The organism is Staphylococcus sp. EG-SA-17 (assembly GCF_017151845.1).
GTDB classification, from domain to species: Bacteria; Bacillota; Bacilli; order Staphylococcales; family Staphylococcaceae; genus Staphylococcus; species Staphylococcus aureus.
Window position 1 is genome coordinate 1 of the sequence record NZ_JACVZO010000009.1, and the last position, 15,125, is coordinate 15,125.

The window sequence follows — 15,125 nt, forward strand, 5'->3', positions numbered from 1 at the left end:
AACCAACCGGCATGATTGACTTGATTAATATCGACCATCCCAAGTAAGCCAGCGCCTATCGTTCCTAAAACGAGTCCAATTAATATGGCAATACTCTTAATAAATCCAGTTGTGCATCTTTGTAAAACAAGAATAATGATTAATGTCATTAAACCTAACAAAATGTTCTTAACATCTCCATAGTCCTTTGCACCTTGACCTCCAGCTAAGTAATTCATTGCTACTGGCATTAAATTGATACCAATGATAGTAACAACACTACCCGTTACTACTGGTGGGAAGAATTTTACAAGATGTGAAAAGAAAGGCGCGATGATAATAACTAATATCCCTGATAAAAATAGCGAACCATAAAGTACATCTATTCCTTTCGTTTGACCAATTAAAATCATGGGCGCAACAGCCGTGAATGTACATCCAAGAACGATTGGTAATCCTGTTCCTGTTACTTTATTGGCTTGTAAAAATGTGGCAACCCCACACATAAATATATCTACTGTAACTAAGTAAGCGATTTGTTCAGGTGTAAACTTCAAACTTGTACCAACAATGATTGGAACTAAGATGGCACCTGCGTACATAGCTAAAAGATGTTGAACACTTAGGATTAAATTTTTCATTATTCTTCTCCCACCAATGTCACTTTGTTTCCTTCTAGTGAAGCAACCTTGCAGAGAGAAGAAACTGTTAAACCTGCTTCTTCTAAACGTTGATGCCCATTTTGGAAACTCTTTTCAACAACAATACCAATACCAGCTGTCTTAGCATTCGCTTGCTGTGCGATATCGTATAATCCTAATGAAGCATCACCATTTGCTAAAAAGTCATCGATGATGAGTACAGTATCTTCTTCTGATAAAAATTCTTTTGAAACAATGACCGTACTTGTTTTATTTTTAGTAAATGAATGAATAGATGTTTCATAATAACCATCCGTCAAAGTGCTAGGTTTTGCTTTTTTCGCAAATAAACATGGCACATCAAAATGCAGTGCAGCCATGATTGCAGGTGCGATACCGGAAGCTTCAATGGTTAAGATTTTAGTAATCCCTTTATCTTTAAATTGCTCGTAAAAAGTGCGACCAACTTCATTCATTAACTTTGCATCAATTTGATGATTTAAAAATCCATCGACTTTTAAAATCTTCTCATCAATGACAACGCCGTCTTCCTTTACTTTTTGTCCTAGTAACTCCACTCTTAAAACCTCCTCAGATTTGTGTGAAACATTTTGCTCTTAAATTGGTGCTAGATACAAAAAAATCCCCAAACTAAATAATAGTTTCAGGGTTTATGAGTGAACGAACATGCATAACGAATTTGTCATGCAATCAATGTAAAAGAAGTTTCATCAAATAAACTGTGACCATCATATAAAATGATATAAATCACCCACCATGGTTACAATTTAATGGCTGAAGCTACTCCTAGTATTGTGTTGTTACTCATAGTCATGTCGTTCAAGGCAACATGGTAGAAACTTCTAAAGCCATATTCTTTAGATTATATGAGTTTATGTAAATTATTTAACGATAATAGCAAATTTTCGGCATTTTTTCAATAACTGCTTAGGTAATCTTTTAATAGTTTTATAAATGTACAGAGACGTTTAATGCGAATGAAGACTTATAACTTAATAATGTAAGGGTTTTACTTTATAATAAGAAGGGTAAAAGATTAAATAAACAAATTTTTAAAGGGGCGACAACTATGGCAGATATTACTGTAGTAAATGACACTGGCGAATTATACAACGTAATCAATCAAAAGAAATCTGAAGGTTATTTAGAATCAGAGCTAACAATTATTAGTAAAAGTAAATTACACCTAAATGACTTACACGACTCTGAAATCTCCCTTATCTCAACAAGTGGAACATTTAGTGATAGAATGACTAAACTGTTAACAGGAGAAGATGGTGAACATGCAGTTTTATCACGCTACAACTTAGCGCCTGATGAATTAGAAAAATATAAACAACTTATTTTAGACGATAAAATGTTAGTTGTAGCGGTTCGTGACAAATCATCACATCAAGAAGTGCATGAAAATAATTCAGCTTATGAAGAGATTGATATTACACATTTTGCTGAAGCATCTAAAGGTCCCAAAGCTTAGTTATCACACTGAATTCAAAATGAGATTACTGTACTGTCTAATTTAAGATAGTACAGTTTTTTATACCATTTAAAAGTTTATGAACAGTCTTTTACAGCAGGCGATTATGCTATAATATTATTTAAATTGGGGAGGTGTTCTTATGGAATTTAAAACCATTCAATCTGTCAAAGATCCACATTACAACGAAGCACTTAAACTTTACGATACTAAGTTAAATTTATCTTTAACTGAAGATAAACGTATCATCAAACGCTCATTAGAAAACAACAAAACCGAAAACGATTATGTTTTTATCGTAGGCTTAGAAAACGATGTTGTTGTCAGTCTAGCAACTGCACATTATGAAGCCACAACCAATTCAGCATTTTTAATTTATTTATTCGCAAAAGACCTACCCAACCATGATGAGTTAATGACGCAAACATTACATCAAATTGAACATGAACTAAACTTATTATCAAACCTTGTTCATTCTAGAAGTATTAACTTTTTAATGATGGAAGTCCCTAAAGAACCTGCAGATTTAACACAAGATAACGGCCTCATTATTGAACACCGTAGACAGTTTTTATACGAACATCAATTTGAAAGACAAACTGAAATTGATTACATTCATCCAACTAATGATGGTCACACTAAAAAAGTGGACTTATTTTTAAAGAAAAATATTAAACTGACAAAGGATATCTACGGTACAAGTGTTAAATCAAATTATATTTTGAAGTATGTATTTGCCAATGGTATCGCACGTGAAATTATTTATGCTTTATTAGAAGAAATGGATTTACGTAAACCATTTTAAACAAACTTGAAATCACTAACAATAACGTTTAAACTATGTATGAAGCAAGACTGACGTTTCACTGCCCGTAGACAAACGTCAGTATACATAAAGTATATGCAGAAAGGACTTTAAAGTATGTTAACTAAAGAATTTGCACAACGCGTAGAACTAAGTGAGAAGCAAGTCCGTAAAATTGTTCAACATTTAGAAGAACGTGGTTACCAACTAAGCAAGACTGAATATCGTGGTCGTGAAGCAACTGATTTCAAAGAAGAAGATATCGAGCTTTTCAAAGACATTGCCGACAAAGTAAAACAAACAAATAGTTATGATCTAGCGTTTGATGAATTAGAAAAAGAAAAAGACTTCCTGCAAGTCATTGTCAAAAACGATGACAAAAACTTACCTACTAATCAAAATGTCGCTCAATTAGTAGAAGATTTACGCCTAGAAATCCAGAAAATGCGCGAAGAACGTCACCTACTTGGTCAAATGATGAATCAAGTACATCAGCAACAACAAGAATTAAAAGAACTTCAAAATCAACTTACATCTAAAATCGATTCAAATAGCGAATCCTTAAAAGCCATCCAAACATCACAAGAGGCTATCCAAGAAGCACAAGCATCTCAAGCTAAAGTATTGGCTGAATCAACAAATAAAGTTGATGCTAAGTCCGCTACTGATGAAAAGGCTGACAGTAAAGATTCGAAGGTTGCTGGAGTGAATACATCAACAGACGCTAAGACGGATACTAAAGCAGACAATGCAGGCGATGGCACTACTACTAAAGTAGATAAAGAGGATCAAATTTCTGCAACTGAAGCAATTGAAAAAGCCAGCGTTGAGCAGTCTAAAAATGACAATGCAGCTGAGACTTCAAATAAAGAAGCTACAGTAGATGCAGAAGCGCAACATGATGCTGAACAACAAGTAGCAGAAGCCCATGCAGAAGCTTCTAAACAAGCTACTTCGAACGATTCATTGGAAGCGAAAGCAGAAAATGACAGCACAGCTTCACAGTCTGAAATGTCAGAACCTAAACCTCAAGAAGAGAAAAAAGGTTTCTTCGCACGTTTATTCAACCTGTAGGGAGTGGGACAGAAATGATAAAGAGCCACTAATAATTTATTATGTAGTGGTTCTTACACATTAGCCACAGCTAATGTGTACTTAAAAATAGGAATACATGAGTAAAACTCATGCATAAGAAATACTAATTTCTATAGAAAAAGTATTTCTTTATCGTCGTCCCACCCCAACACAGAGAATTTCTTTTCGAAATTCTCTGTGTTGGGGCCCCTGACTAGAATTTAAAAAAGCTTGTTACAAGCGCATTTTCGTTCAGTCAACTACTGCCAATATAACTTCGTAGAGCATAGAACATTGATTTATGTCCCAGCCTGTAAGACTCAGTAATATATCTATTATTTAAAAACTGATTTTTTATAAACCTATAGAACTGTAATTTACTTTCAAATTTAATACTCAATTCATAAAACCTGAAACAAGCTGATATACTCCATTCAATATCTACTTTGAAGAAAGCATATCAAACTAATTTGTTTCAGGTTTTTTAATTATTCATTATGATTAATATTGAATTTTGAATAAATTTTTATAGTATGTTACTTTTAAATGGGATGGCTCCTGTGTATTCCTAAATAGATTCATCTTAATAAACCCATTCAATTTAAATGTTTGGCTGTGTTAGTAAATGACGAATCGCACAAGGGCTCACTCATATTCACATTTACTACAAACGCCTTTTTGCTCAAACAAAAATATTTTTTTACGATAGCTTTTGAACTCCCACCTGCACACACGAACACTCAAAAGATGCTAATTTTGATTCGACAGAATTTTTTACAACGTGTTTGTTCGAAGCGTCTTTTCAAGGTTGATCATTTATTATCTTTTTATTCAATAAATATGAGGTTAGCAATTTTTATCAAACCGTCATAGCCACATCTCGATTCAAGGATGCATTTGTTTTCTCATATCTTATCTCTTATGACAGTGCACGATATATATCTTTTCCAAATATTCATCACTTTTTTCCTGTTAAAATCATTTCTATTATTAACGCTGTAATGACAACTTATTTAATTTATTACATTTAATGCCCTGCTTCATTTTCAAATATCAACTTTAATCGACTAGGTCATAACACTATTAACCCTTTTCACCTTTCTCTACTAAATTCAAAACGATTTGTTTACAAATTCCCTTATGCCAACGGTCGAATTTCATCATGTTTACATTTAATTGCAAATGCCCTCTTGAAATATTTTAAAATTAATATTATTCTTAGCATACTAGTCGGAATTATATTCAAAAATTTGAGGAGTGACGTTCATGAATGCTTTTCTTACACTGATTAATATTATTGTATTGGTGATTTTCATCGTAATATTGCACATGATGGCTCGCAAACATATATCTTTTGCGAAACGTGTGTTTACAGCTTTAGGTATCGGCATTGTATTTGGCGTGTTATTACATCTTGTCTATGGAACACATTCGAATGTTATTACATCAACAAGTGACTGGTTCAACATTGTCGGACAAGGTTACGTTGCATTGTTGCAAATGATTGTGATGCCTTTAATTTTCATTTCTATTGTCGCTGCATTCACTAAAATTCAAATCGGAGAAAAGTTTGCTAAAATTGGTAGTCTCATTTTTATCTTTTTAATTGGCACTGTCACCATTGCTGCAATTGTTGGTGTTGTGTATGCCTTGGTGTTTGGTTTAGACGCATCAACAATTAATCTTGGTAACGCTGAACAAGCACGTGGAAGCGAAATTGCTAAACAAGCGAAAGATTTAACAGCACATACGTTACCACAACAAATTTTGGAATTATTGCCTAAAAATCCATTCTTAGATTTCACTGGACAACGTGCAACTTCCACGATTGCTGTCGTGATATTTGCTTCGTTTATAGGATTTGCTTATTTACGCGTAGCACGCAAACAACCTGATCATGGTGAATTGCTTAAGCGTGCGATTGACGCTATCTATTCACTAGTAATGGCGATTGTGACGTTCGTCTTACGTTTAACGCCATACGGTGTATTAGCAATTATGGCCAACACGTTATCGACAAGTGACTTTGGCGCCATTTGGACTTTAGGAAAATTCTTAATCGCATCGTACGCTGCATTAATTACGATGTATATCATTCACTTAATTATTTTAAGCCTGTTAGGCATTAGCCCTATTCGCTATATTAAAAAGACTTTGGAAGTATTAATCTTTGCATTCACATCACGCTCAAGTGCGGGCGCCTTACCACTGAATGTACAAACACAAACAAGACGTCTAGGCGTGCCAGAAGGTATTGCCAATTTCGCTGCGACATTTGGATTGTCGATTGGACAAAATGGTTGTGCAGGCATTTACCCTGCCATGCTTGCAATTATGGTCGCACCCGTCGCTAATGTAGAAATTGATTTACAATTTATTGTAACGTTAATCGCTGTCGTGATTATTAGTTCATTCGGCGTTGCTGGCGTCGGTGGCGGGGCTACATTTGCATCCATATTGGTGTTGTCAACGTTAAACTTGCCAGTCGCTTTAGCCGGCGTGCTCATCTCCGTTGAACCATTGATTGACATGGGTAGAACAGCATTAAACGTGAACGATTCAATGCTAGCTGGTACAGGTACCGCCAAGTTAACTAAACATTGGGACAAAGATACTTTCGAATCAAATGATAATGCTGCATTAACTTCACACTAATTCATTGCAAGAAATACCCGCCCCCTCTAGCTATACTTATCATTTTAAGCTAGAGGGGGCGGGTTATTTTGGTATCTTGCTATCGCTGTATTAAGCCTGATTTTTGCAATTGTTCTAACATATCTAATCTTGCTTTGTTTCCTAGGAACATCTCAATTTGCTGCGACCATGTTTCTTTGCGATTCCCGTTTGTACGTTGATCATAGTACTCGCTGATTGTCTGGTCGTAATCTGCCATTTGTGCATACTGTGTTTCCTTATCAGCATGATACTTATTATGATGGAAGACATGGTCAAATGGTAAGCGTGGCTTGGCTGCACCATTTTCGTCATCTGCGGGTTCCCCTACTGCCATACCAAATATCGGGAAGACATAGTCAGGTAAGTCTAAAATTTCTCGAACTCGTTCAACATCATTTCTTAATGATCCTAAAAAGACAATGCCATACCCCATATCTTCAGCAGTTACCGCAATATTTTCGGCAACTAATGCTGCATCGATTGCACCTACTAGCAAACCTTCCGTTGAACCATATGCATTTTCCATATCAGTTTCAGCATGTTGATCAACTAAATGATGACGATAATAATCAATAACAAAGACGAATAAATAGCCATTTTCTACAACATAAGGTTGTCCAGAAACTTCTCGTAAATTTTCCTTAATCTTCTCATCGTCGATACCAATAATTGAGTATGCTTGCAGGAAACTTGACGTCGAAGCGCTTTGTCCAGCTTCTACCAATTTCTTAACAACGTCTTCACTTAAAGGCTTATTCTTAAATTTTCTAACAGAATGATGCTTTTTCACAAGATTATATACATGATCTGACACGTTACCCACTCCTCGATACTTTACAGTTAATTAAAAATCTTCATATTGCAATTGTACACGTCCAAACTTTTTTATAGCAATTATTTGCTTATAAGTTAATAATTGAACTTTTAAAAATATTGTCTCGTACTTGAAAAATCCAGTTTCTCACGCATTACCTTCATCCATCTCGAACAAATATTCTCACACCATTATCAATAAGGTTGACTTAGTTGAGAATACAAATCTTCTTTTTTTACATTTTTTACATTAAAATCAAGATATTAAATATAGACACAACCTTTTAAATCATCAACTACAAAATCCATTATCAAAGCACTTTATATTATCTTTCTTTATTTTAAAAGTAATCATTCACTTTACAAAGTTATCCAGTTGACTATTCTGGATCAAAATGTAATAATGCTAACTAAGAGATTAGAATTATTATAATTAAGCACAATCAATTGATAGTTCTAATTCATACTTAAATTCTTAGGAGGAAGATATTTATGTCATTAATTAACAAAGAAATCTTACCATTTACAGCGCAAGCTTTCGATCCAAAAAAAGATCAATTTAAAGAAGTTACACAAGAAGATTTAAAAGGTTCTTGGAGCGTAGTATGCTTCTATCCTGCTGACTTCTCATTCGTTTGTCCAACTGAATTAGAAGACTTACAAAACCAATATGAAGAATTACAAAAATTAGGCGTAAATGTATTCTCAGTATCAACTGATACTCACTTCGTACACAAAGCATGGCATGACCATTCAGATGCAATTAGCAAAATCACTTACACTATGATTGGTGACCCATCACAAACAATCACTCGTAATTTTGATGTATTAGATGAAGCTACTGGCTTAGCTCAACGTGGTACATTCATTATCGACCCAGACGGTGTTGTACAAGCATCTGAAATTAACGCTGACGGAATTGGACGTGACGCTAGTACATTAGCTCACAAAATCAAAGCAGCTCAATATGTTCGTAAAAACCCTGGCGAAGTATGCCCAGCTAAATGGGAAGAAGGCGCTAAAACATTGCAACCTGGTTTAGATTTAGTAGGTAAAATCTAAGGAGGTATTACAACCATGCTTAATGCTGATTTAAAACAACAACTTAAACAACTATTAGAACTAATGGAGGGCAACGTTGAATTCGTTGCCAGCCTTGGTTCAGATGATAAATCTAAAGAACTAAAAGAATTATTAACAGAAATTTCTGATATGTCACCTAGACTTTCACTTTCTGAAAAGTCTTTAAAACGTACACCAAGTTTCTCAGTCAATCGTCCTGGTGAAGAAACAGGTATAACATTTGCAGGTATTCCATTAGGTCACGAGTTTAACTCACTTGTTTTAGCAATTTTACAGGTTAGTGGTCGTGCACCTAAAGAAAAACAGTCAATCATTGACCAAATTAAAAACTTAGAAGGTTCATTCCATTTTGAAACATTCATTAGTTTAACGTGTCAAAAATGTCCTGATGTCGTTCAAGCACTTAACTTAATGAGTGTGATCAACCCTAACATCACGCATTCTATGATTGATGGTGCAGTGTTCCGTGAAGAATCTGAAAACATCATGGCAGTCCCTGCTGTCTTTTTAAATGGCGAAGAATTTGGCAATGGTCGTATGACAATCCAAGATATTCTTTCGAAACTAGGCAGTACGGCAGATGCATCTGAGTTTGAAAATAAAGAACCTTATGATGTCTTAATCGTTGGTGGTGGTCCTGCTAGTGGTAGTGCAGCGATTTACACAGCACGTAAAGGTTTACGTACTAGTATAGTTGCTGATCGTATCGGTGGCCAAGTTAATGATACTGCTGGTATTGAGAACTTCATTACTGTTAAAGAAACAACTGGTTCTGAATTTTCTTCTAACTTAGCAGCGCACATTGATCAATATGACATTGATGCAATGACAGGCATTCGTGCTACAGATATCGAAAAGACTGACGAAGCAATTAAAGTTACGTTAGAAAACGGTGCTGTCTTAGAAAGTAAAACAGTCATTATTGCTACTGGTGCAGGTTGGCGTAAGCTAAACATTCCAGGTGAAGAGCAATTGATTAATAAAGGTGTTGCATTCTGCCCGCACTGTGACGGACCTCTATTTGAAAATAAAGACGTAGCAGTTATCGGTGGCGGTAACTCTGGGGTTGAAGCAGCAATTGACCTTGCTGGTATCGTTAATCATGTTACATTATTCGAATTCGCTAGCGAATTAAAAGCAGACAACGTGTTACAAGATCGTTTACGTTCTTTATCAAATGTTGATATCAAAACAAATGCCAAAACTACTGAAGTTGTCGGAGAAGACCATGTTACAGGTATACGTTACGAAGACATGAGCACCGGCGAAGAACATCTACTTAACTTAGATGGTATCTTTGTTCAAATTGGTTTACTTCCAAACACATCATGGTTAAAAGATGCTGTTGAATTAAACGAACGTGGTGAAATTGTTATTGATCGTAACAATAATACTAACGTACCTGGAATATTTGCTGCTGGCGATGTCACAGATCAGAAGAACAAACAAATTATCATTTCAATGGGCGCTGGTGCAAATGCAGCATTAAATGCCTTTGACTATATTATCAGAAACTAAAGTTTTCACAGTTTCACTGACAGTATCTTACATTTGTTAAGATGCTGTTATTTTTTTATCCTGGCATAAAATCATGTTATGATAAACTTAAAAAATACAATGAGGTGTGTAAAAATGCTTGATGCTCATTTTATCTACCCAGGAAAGTTACAAAATGCATGCGAATATTTTAATTTACCGAACGACAAAGAAGGATTTGAAGTCACGATGCATGCTTTACGTCCTGAAAATTTACATAAGATTTATCATGATATGAATAAGACAGAACAAAAATTTATAGAAACACTTATATCTAAGGGTAATCCTGTCACAATTATAAATAGCCATGAGGTTAATATTTTAAAGCTAACAAATCATCTAGGTTTTGTTATTCAAATTAACGAAGATACGTTCTTTGTAAATAATTTATTTTTAAGTTATATCAATTCAGAGGTACTAAATAGTGCATATGGTGAATTCGAAACATTAGATACAAAAGACCATATGCATTTAAATGATGAAATCTTTCGTGTAAGACAACATACGCGCTTAAACGATGTCACAATGGAACAGGCCTTACTGTTAAAAACTAATGATGAGCTAAAAGCAATTTGCAGACAGTATGGTATCAAAGGATTCTCAAATAAAAACAAGCAAAATCTTGTTAAATTGATTATGACAGCATTTTTCAATAATAATCATATCATTGAACAAGTGTTTTCTAATGCTTCCCTATTTGAGTTTAGTATTCTTACTGGCATACTCGAAAGTGATGATAACTATCGATTAAACAATGAACTAATTACATTTGAAAACATTCATTTGATGAATCCTGGCACATTTTTAATTACTCATTTCTATTATTATTATGACTTCGGGTATGATTGTCTCATTTTACCAAATGACGTGCGTAAACATATTGAAAATTACCTGAATCAAATCGCTGATGGCGATATAAAAGAGGCTATCAATGAATTTATTGATGAGCAAACGATTAAGCATAGTTTAGCAGATTTTGAAAATGCGATAGAATTATCAATGATGGATGACGAAGTTCACTTCGATATACTATATGATGAAGATGATGACTTTGAAGATTTTGGTACAACCGATAGTTTAAGAAATGATGCAATCACTGAATTGATTTCTGAGATTAAGAAAGGATTAATAGATAAAAAAGATATTTTACCTCTTCGTATTATACTTGGTTCTGTAAACTTGTATGGTATTTTATCAACTAATCATCTACTATATCTCACACAAAGATTTTATGACGCTACTTTTAGTAAAGAAGAGTTGCAATATAGCTTAGATACTTTAGCTGGTACTGAGCTATATTATATTGAAGATGACTTCGTGTTTCACCCTGTGTTATTTGATGTTGTCGAGTCTGAGGCGTCAGGCATTAATATTTCTGATGAAGGGTACTATGTACCAGCTTCTGTTGAGGAATTAATCTATTATGATAGACACCACTATTTGAAATCTGATTCAGAAATTAAAGCGTTCACAAGTTATCTACGCAAACAAATCAATATGAAAAATGATATTGAGAAGGAAAAATATGTGAATGAAATCATTATGCTTTTACGTACAATACCTACATCTAAATTGATACAACCAATTATGCAGTTATTTATAGATAAAGCTATCCTTAACAACGTCCAAAATGATGCATTATTGATAGAAAAAGCAACTCATGCACGTAATCATTTACGTCTATGGTCATTGCAAGGTCATCGTGACATTCCAAACTAATTCAATGTTACTCTATTAAACATGAATACACATTTTTTCAATTAAAGATAAACCAAGGAGTTATATTACATTATGAAAAAGAGATTACTACTAAGTACATTTTTAGCATCTGCATTAATTCTTACAGGTTGCGCGTCCGATCAATCTGATAACGAAGATCATCACACAAGTACTGGCATCCATGCACCTAAAAGCGCTAAAAAATTAGAAACAAAAGATATCTTTAACTCAGATAAGAAAAATAGTGATATTAGTGATGCAGAAATGAAGCAAGCTATAGAAAAGTATTTGTCTGTAAATAGCGATATACTTGATAACAAATATATAATGCAACATAAACTAGATAAACAAATTGATAGTCAAACAAAAGTGACTGAAAAACAAGCAGAAACACTTAGTCACTTATCTAACTTAGCTGTAAAAAATGATTTGCATTTCAAGAAATTTGTCACTGAAAACAATATTCCTAAAGAATATAAGAAACCCGTTGAATTAATGATGAATTACTTCAAAGCTTTAAATAGTACAATCGCCAATGTTGATGAAGATATTGAAAAGCTTAGCTATCAACCGCAAAATAAAATCAATGTAGTCGACGTGCCAACAAAATATGCCGGTGATGTTAATAAAAAGCAACAAGATAAAATTAAAGATTTCTTAAAATCTAAAGGTATCAAGAGTGATGTTATCGATAAATAACTGAATGCCATCATTGCGACATGTAACACATCATTACATGTGCTTTAACTCATGGCAATTCTTTATCCTTAAAAGTGACTAATCAATTTAGCTAAAGTCATCATTTGGGCATCAAGCAGCATATTACTGTTTGATGCTTTTTTAATTGCCTTAAATTCTCTATCCATCCTAAAATCCCCATTAGTTGACGCATTTGACTATATCTCTAACGTATTTCATAATTATATTGACTCTATAAACAAAGGATGGTCATGATGAAAGTTCGAATTACTTTTATTATTTTAGCAATTTTATCAACGATTGTTTGCTTGTTCTTAGCAGCAATGCATCCAACAGGACCAAACACAGTAACTTTTGAACAGCCATATTTATTCACCCTCAACATCATTATAATGGTATTAGTCGCATTACCTTCACTTGTTTTAGCTATATATGATTATATGAGTTTTAGAATTTCTTCTGCTATTTTACAATTTCTAGGGGCTATCTCTTGGTTCTTTTTATCATTGATATTATCGTTCACACAATTTACACCTTTTACATTAGCGTCATTTATAACTTCAATTATTTTGTTCGCAAGCACAATTATCACATTAGCTATTGGTGGTAAGTCTGTTGATAAGAATGATTCCCTTTAAATTCCAAATACAAAAAAGGTTCTGAAGGCCGCTATAAAACACAGCTTTTCAGAACCTCTATACTTCTATTCAATGATATATGGTTTGCAATTTTCAACTTTTAAATCCACAGCTTCTTCCCGTGAAACGTTATTAAAATAAACCATTAAACAACGAATGACAACTTGATGTGCAACAATGACGATATCATCTTTTTGTGTATCTTCATTGACAACATGATTCATAAAATGTTCGACGCGTTGATATACATCTTCATAACTTTCTCCTTCAGGCGCTTTTTGTGAAAAACTATGACGAAAGTCTTTAAAGTTTGGATCATTGAAATATTTTTCATATTTCGGATTCGCACTGATTTCATCTTTATATTCACCCTCAAATACGCCAAGCGAACGTTCTCTTAATAGAGGCGTAGTCGTTGATGCAATGTCATATGGAAAAATATGTTCAAACGTTTGCTGTGTCCTTAATAAGTCTGAAACATATACATGTTTAATCTGTTTCTCTTTAAAATAATCACATAAATCGTCTGCACTTTTCTTACCAAAATCCGTTAACGGCACATCTAATTGTCCACAAAAATAAGATCGAAAATGTTTATTATCATAATTCGATTGTGATTCGCCATGTCTAACTAAATAAATCGTCATAATATTACTCCTTACATTATGTATTTCATATCTACCATAACACTTTGACTACTAATTCAATATCAATCTTAATATTCTATTCTAAAAAAAGAATTAATTCATATTTTAAATTAATGACTCTAAAAATAGTATTGTCTTTAATCAAGTGATGTGTTACTATATGGGTGTAGTTCTTAAATGACTACACAGTCTTTTATATTCATGAACATAATACTCCTGGATGGCGCAACCCAACGTCATCCTTTTTTATTTGTCAAATACTCGCTTTTTTATTTCCAACCTTTCCTCATGTTAATTTATTACTTTTTAATCCTATCTTACCTACATTTTCAAATATTATAATACATATTGACCATTTTCACGCAAATAAAAAAGATGACAACTGAATGCCATCTTGATTTCCATTCAACCTAAGTTGAATATTTTATTTTTTACGCACAGCTCTTAAAATTAGCGTTACCAGTGCAATTAAGATAATTGAACCAATTAAAGCTGGTAAGATGTAAATGCTTCCTAGTTCAGGACCCCAATGTCCTAATAATGTTCCACCTAACCATGATCCAATAATACCTGCGATAATATTACCTAAAATACCACCTGGGATATCTTTACCCATAATAGCACCAGCAGCCCATCCAATTAAGCCACCGACAATTAACATTCCAATAAATCCAAACATAATTTTCAGTCTCCTTTTTCTATTTATTTTGCGTTATTCTAAGTAGTACCCGTTATTAGACTTTCTAAAACAAATTCAAATTATTTTTATCTAAATATTTTTCAAAGTAGTAATTGAATATCAATTTTATTCAATGTAGCTATCGTTATTTAAAGTCTCTGTACCGGCAATATCATATACATTATTTTTTCTGGCGAATTCATAGCTTGATTATTTTATGTTATAGGACTAGAATATACACATATTATTAGAGCATCTTTGAATTTTAAATCAAGAAGCGAGGTTAATGAACAATGAATATGCATATTTTATATAACTTACGAACTAAACATAATTTAGAAATTGACGAATTAGCACAACAATTAAATGAGAAATATGGTACTAAATATGAAGCACACCAAATTTGGGAATGGGAGAATCATCACCATGAACCTAAATTTAAAGATGCCATGCATTTAGCTGACTTCTTTGATGCACCATATGAAATGTTTTTAGAAAGTAAGGTTAAAGAATATCAGAAACATTTAGAAGAAGTCGATATTCGCATGGATAAGTAGATGCAATTAAACCCTCACAACACGTTAGGCATATATCCTTTCAAATCTATACTGGATATATCACATTGCGTTGTGAGGGTA

General features: G+C 33.5%; 15 protein-coding genes, 2 pseudogenes and 1 riboswitch. Of the genes and pseudogenes, 11 read left to right on the plus strand and 6 right to left on the minus strand.

Annotated elements, in window-relative coordinates:
* Both pbuX and xpt read right to left on the minus strand, forming a co-directional pair.
* Positions 1-620: pseudogene (gene pbuX, locus IDG65_RS05930) on the minus strand (xanthine permease PbuX); the annotation flags it as partial.
* On the minus strand, positions 620-1,198 hold the full coding sequence (xpt, locus tag IDG65_RS05935) for a xanthine phosphoribosyltransferase (RefSeq protein ID WP_000421410.1): 579 nt from the start codon (positions 1,196-1,198) through the stop codon (positions 620-622). The pseudogene pbuX and the gene xpt, both read right to left, overlap by 1 nt.
* Before the next feature lie 230 nt (positions 1,199-1,428).
* Positions 1,429-1,531: riboswitch (purine riboswitch) on the minus strand.
* A gap of 179 nt (positions 1,532-1,710) precedes the next feature.
* Here xpt and IDG65_RS05940 point away from each other — a divergent pair.
* The 3 genes from IDG65_RS05940 (at position 1,711) to IDG65_RS05950 (ending at position 3,997) form a co-directional block, all read left to right on the plus strand.
* Positions 1,711-2,118, plus strand: coding sequence for a general stress protein (locus IDG65_RS05940; protein ID WP_000763768.1), 408 nt, complete (start codon positions 1,711-1,713; stop codon positions 2,116-2,118).
* A gap of 142 nt (positions 2,119-2,260) precedes the next feature.
* A complete protein-coding gene (locus IDG65_RS05945) occupies positions 2,261-2,923 on the plus strand; it encodes a hypothetical protein (RefSeq protein WP_000394698.1) in 663 nt (220 codons plus the stop codon).
* A 117-nt stretch (positions 2,924-3,040) separates the two neighbouring features.
* Positions 3,041-3,997 carry a prolipoprotein diacylglyceryl transferase gene (locus IDG65_RS05950; protein ID WP_000956134.1) on the plus strand — a complete coding sequence of 319 codons (957 nt, stop codon included), beginning with the start codon at positions 3,041-3,043 and terminating at the stop codon, positions 3,995-3,997.
* Between the two features lie 1,083 nt (positions 3,998-5,080).
* On the opposite strand, the gene IDG65_RS05955 is transcribed toward IDG65_RS05950, so the two are convergent.
* Positions 5,081-5,179, minus strand: a complete 99-nt coding sequence (locus IDG65_RS05955; protein ID WP_001792089.1) for a hypothetical protein — start codon at positions 5,177-5,179, stop codon at positions 5,081-5,083.
* Positions 5,180-5,263: 84 nt separating this feature from the next.
* On the opposite strand from IDG65_RS05955, the gene IDG65_RS05960 reads away from it, so the two are divergent.
* A complete protein-coding gene (locus IDG65_RS05960) occupies positions 5,264-6,652 on the plus strand; it encodes an L-cystine transporter (RefSeq protein ID WP_000991015.1) in 1,389 nt (462 codons plus the stop codon).
* Between the two features lie 79 nt (positions 6,653-6,731).
* On the opposite strand, the gene nfsA is transcribed toward IDG65_RS05960, so the two are convergent.
* Complete coding sequence (nfsA, locus tag IDG65_RS05965) at positions 6,732-7,487, minus strand: oxygen-insensitive NADPH nitroreductase (protein ID WP_001279727.1); 756 nt, start codon at positions 7,485-7,487, stop codon at positions 6,732-6,734.
* A 491-nt stretch (positions 7,488-7,978) separates the two neighbouring features.
* Between nfsA and ahpC the strand changes: the two genes are divergently transcribed.
* The 5 genes from ahpC to IDG65_RS05990 all read left to right on the plus strand — a co-directional run bounded on the left by ahpC (position 7,979) and on the right by IDG65_RS05990 (position 13,161).
* Entirely contained in the window at positions 7,979-8,548 is a 570-nt protein-coding gene (gene ahpC, locus IDG65_RS05970) for an alkyl hydroperoxide reductase subunit C (RefSeq protein ID WP_000052781.1), read from the plus strand.
* Between the two features lie 15 nt (positions 8,549-8,563).
* Entirely contained in the window at positions 8,564-10,087 is a 1,524-nt protein-coding gene (ahpF, locus tag IDG65_RS05975; protein WP_000930492.1) for an alkyl hydroperoxide reductase subunit F, read from the plus strand.
* A gap of 114 nt (positions 10,088-10,201) precedes the next feature.
* Positions 10,202-11,824, plus strand: a complete 1,623-nt coding sequence (locus tag IDG65_RS05980) for a hypothetical protein (protein WP_000882891.1) — start codon at positions 10,202-10,204, stop codon at positions 11,822-11,824.
* 72 nt (positions 11,825-11,896) lie between these two features.
* Positions 11,897-12,523 (plus strand): NDxxF motif lipoprotein, encoded by a 627-nt coding sequence (locus IDG65_RS05985; protein ID WP_000746679.1) that lies wholly within the window; start codon positions 11,897-11,899, stop codon positions 12,521-12,523.
* A 254-nt stretch (positions 12,524-12,777) separates the two neighbouring features.
* The gene (locus IDG65_RS05990) at positions 12,778-13,161 is read left to right on the plus strand and encodes a hypothetical protein (RefSeq protein WP_000868241.1); all 384 of its coding nucleotides are present in this window, start codon (positions 12,778-12,780) and stop codon (positions 13,159-13,161) included.
* A 65-nt stretch (positions 13,162-13,226) separates the two neighbouring features.
* On the opposite strand, the gene IDG65_RS05995 is transcribed toward IDG65_RS05990, so the two are convergent.
* Positions 13,227-13,808 carry a histidine phosphatase family protein gene (locus IDG65_RS05995; protein WP_000158387.1) on the minus strand — a complete coding sequence of 194 codons (582 nt, stop codon included), beginning with the start codon at positions 13,806-13,808 and terminating at the stop codon, positions 13,227-13,229.
* Between the two features lie 177 nt (positions 13,809-13,985).
* On the opposite strand from IDG65_RS05995, the pseudogene IDG65_RS06000 reads away from it, so the two are divergent.
* Positions 13,986-14,194: pseudogene (locus IDG65_RS06000) on the plus strand (hypothetical protein).
* Between the two features lie 38 nt (positions 14,195-14,232).
* On the opposite strand, the gene IDG65_RS06005 reads toward IDG65_RS06000, so the two are convergent.
* Entirely contained in the window at positions 14,233-14,487 is a 255-nt protein-coding gene (locus IDG65_RS06005; protein ID WP_000466742.1) for a GlsB/YeaQ/YmgE family stress response membrane protein, read from the minus strand.
* 293 nt (positions 14,488-14,780) lie between these two features.
* Between IDG65_RS06005 and IDG65_RS06010 the strand changes: the two genes are divergently transcribed.
* Positions 14,781-15,044: a helix-turn-helix domain-containing protein gene (locus IDG65_RS06010; RefSeq protein WP_001055897.1), complete on the plus strand. Its 264-nt coding sequence runs from the start codon at positions 14,781-14,783 to the stop codon at positions 15,042-15,044.
* The last annotated feature ends 81 nt before the right edge of the window (positions 15,045-15,125 follow it).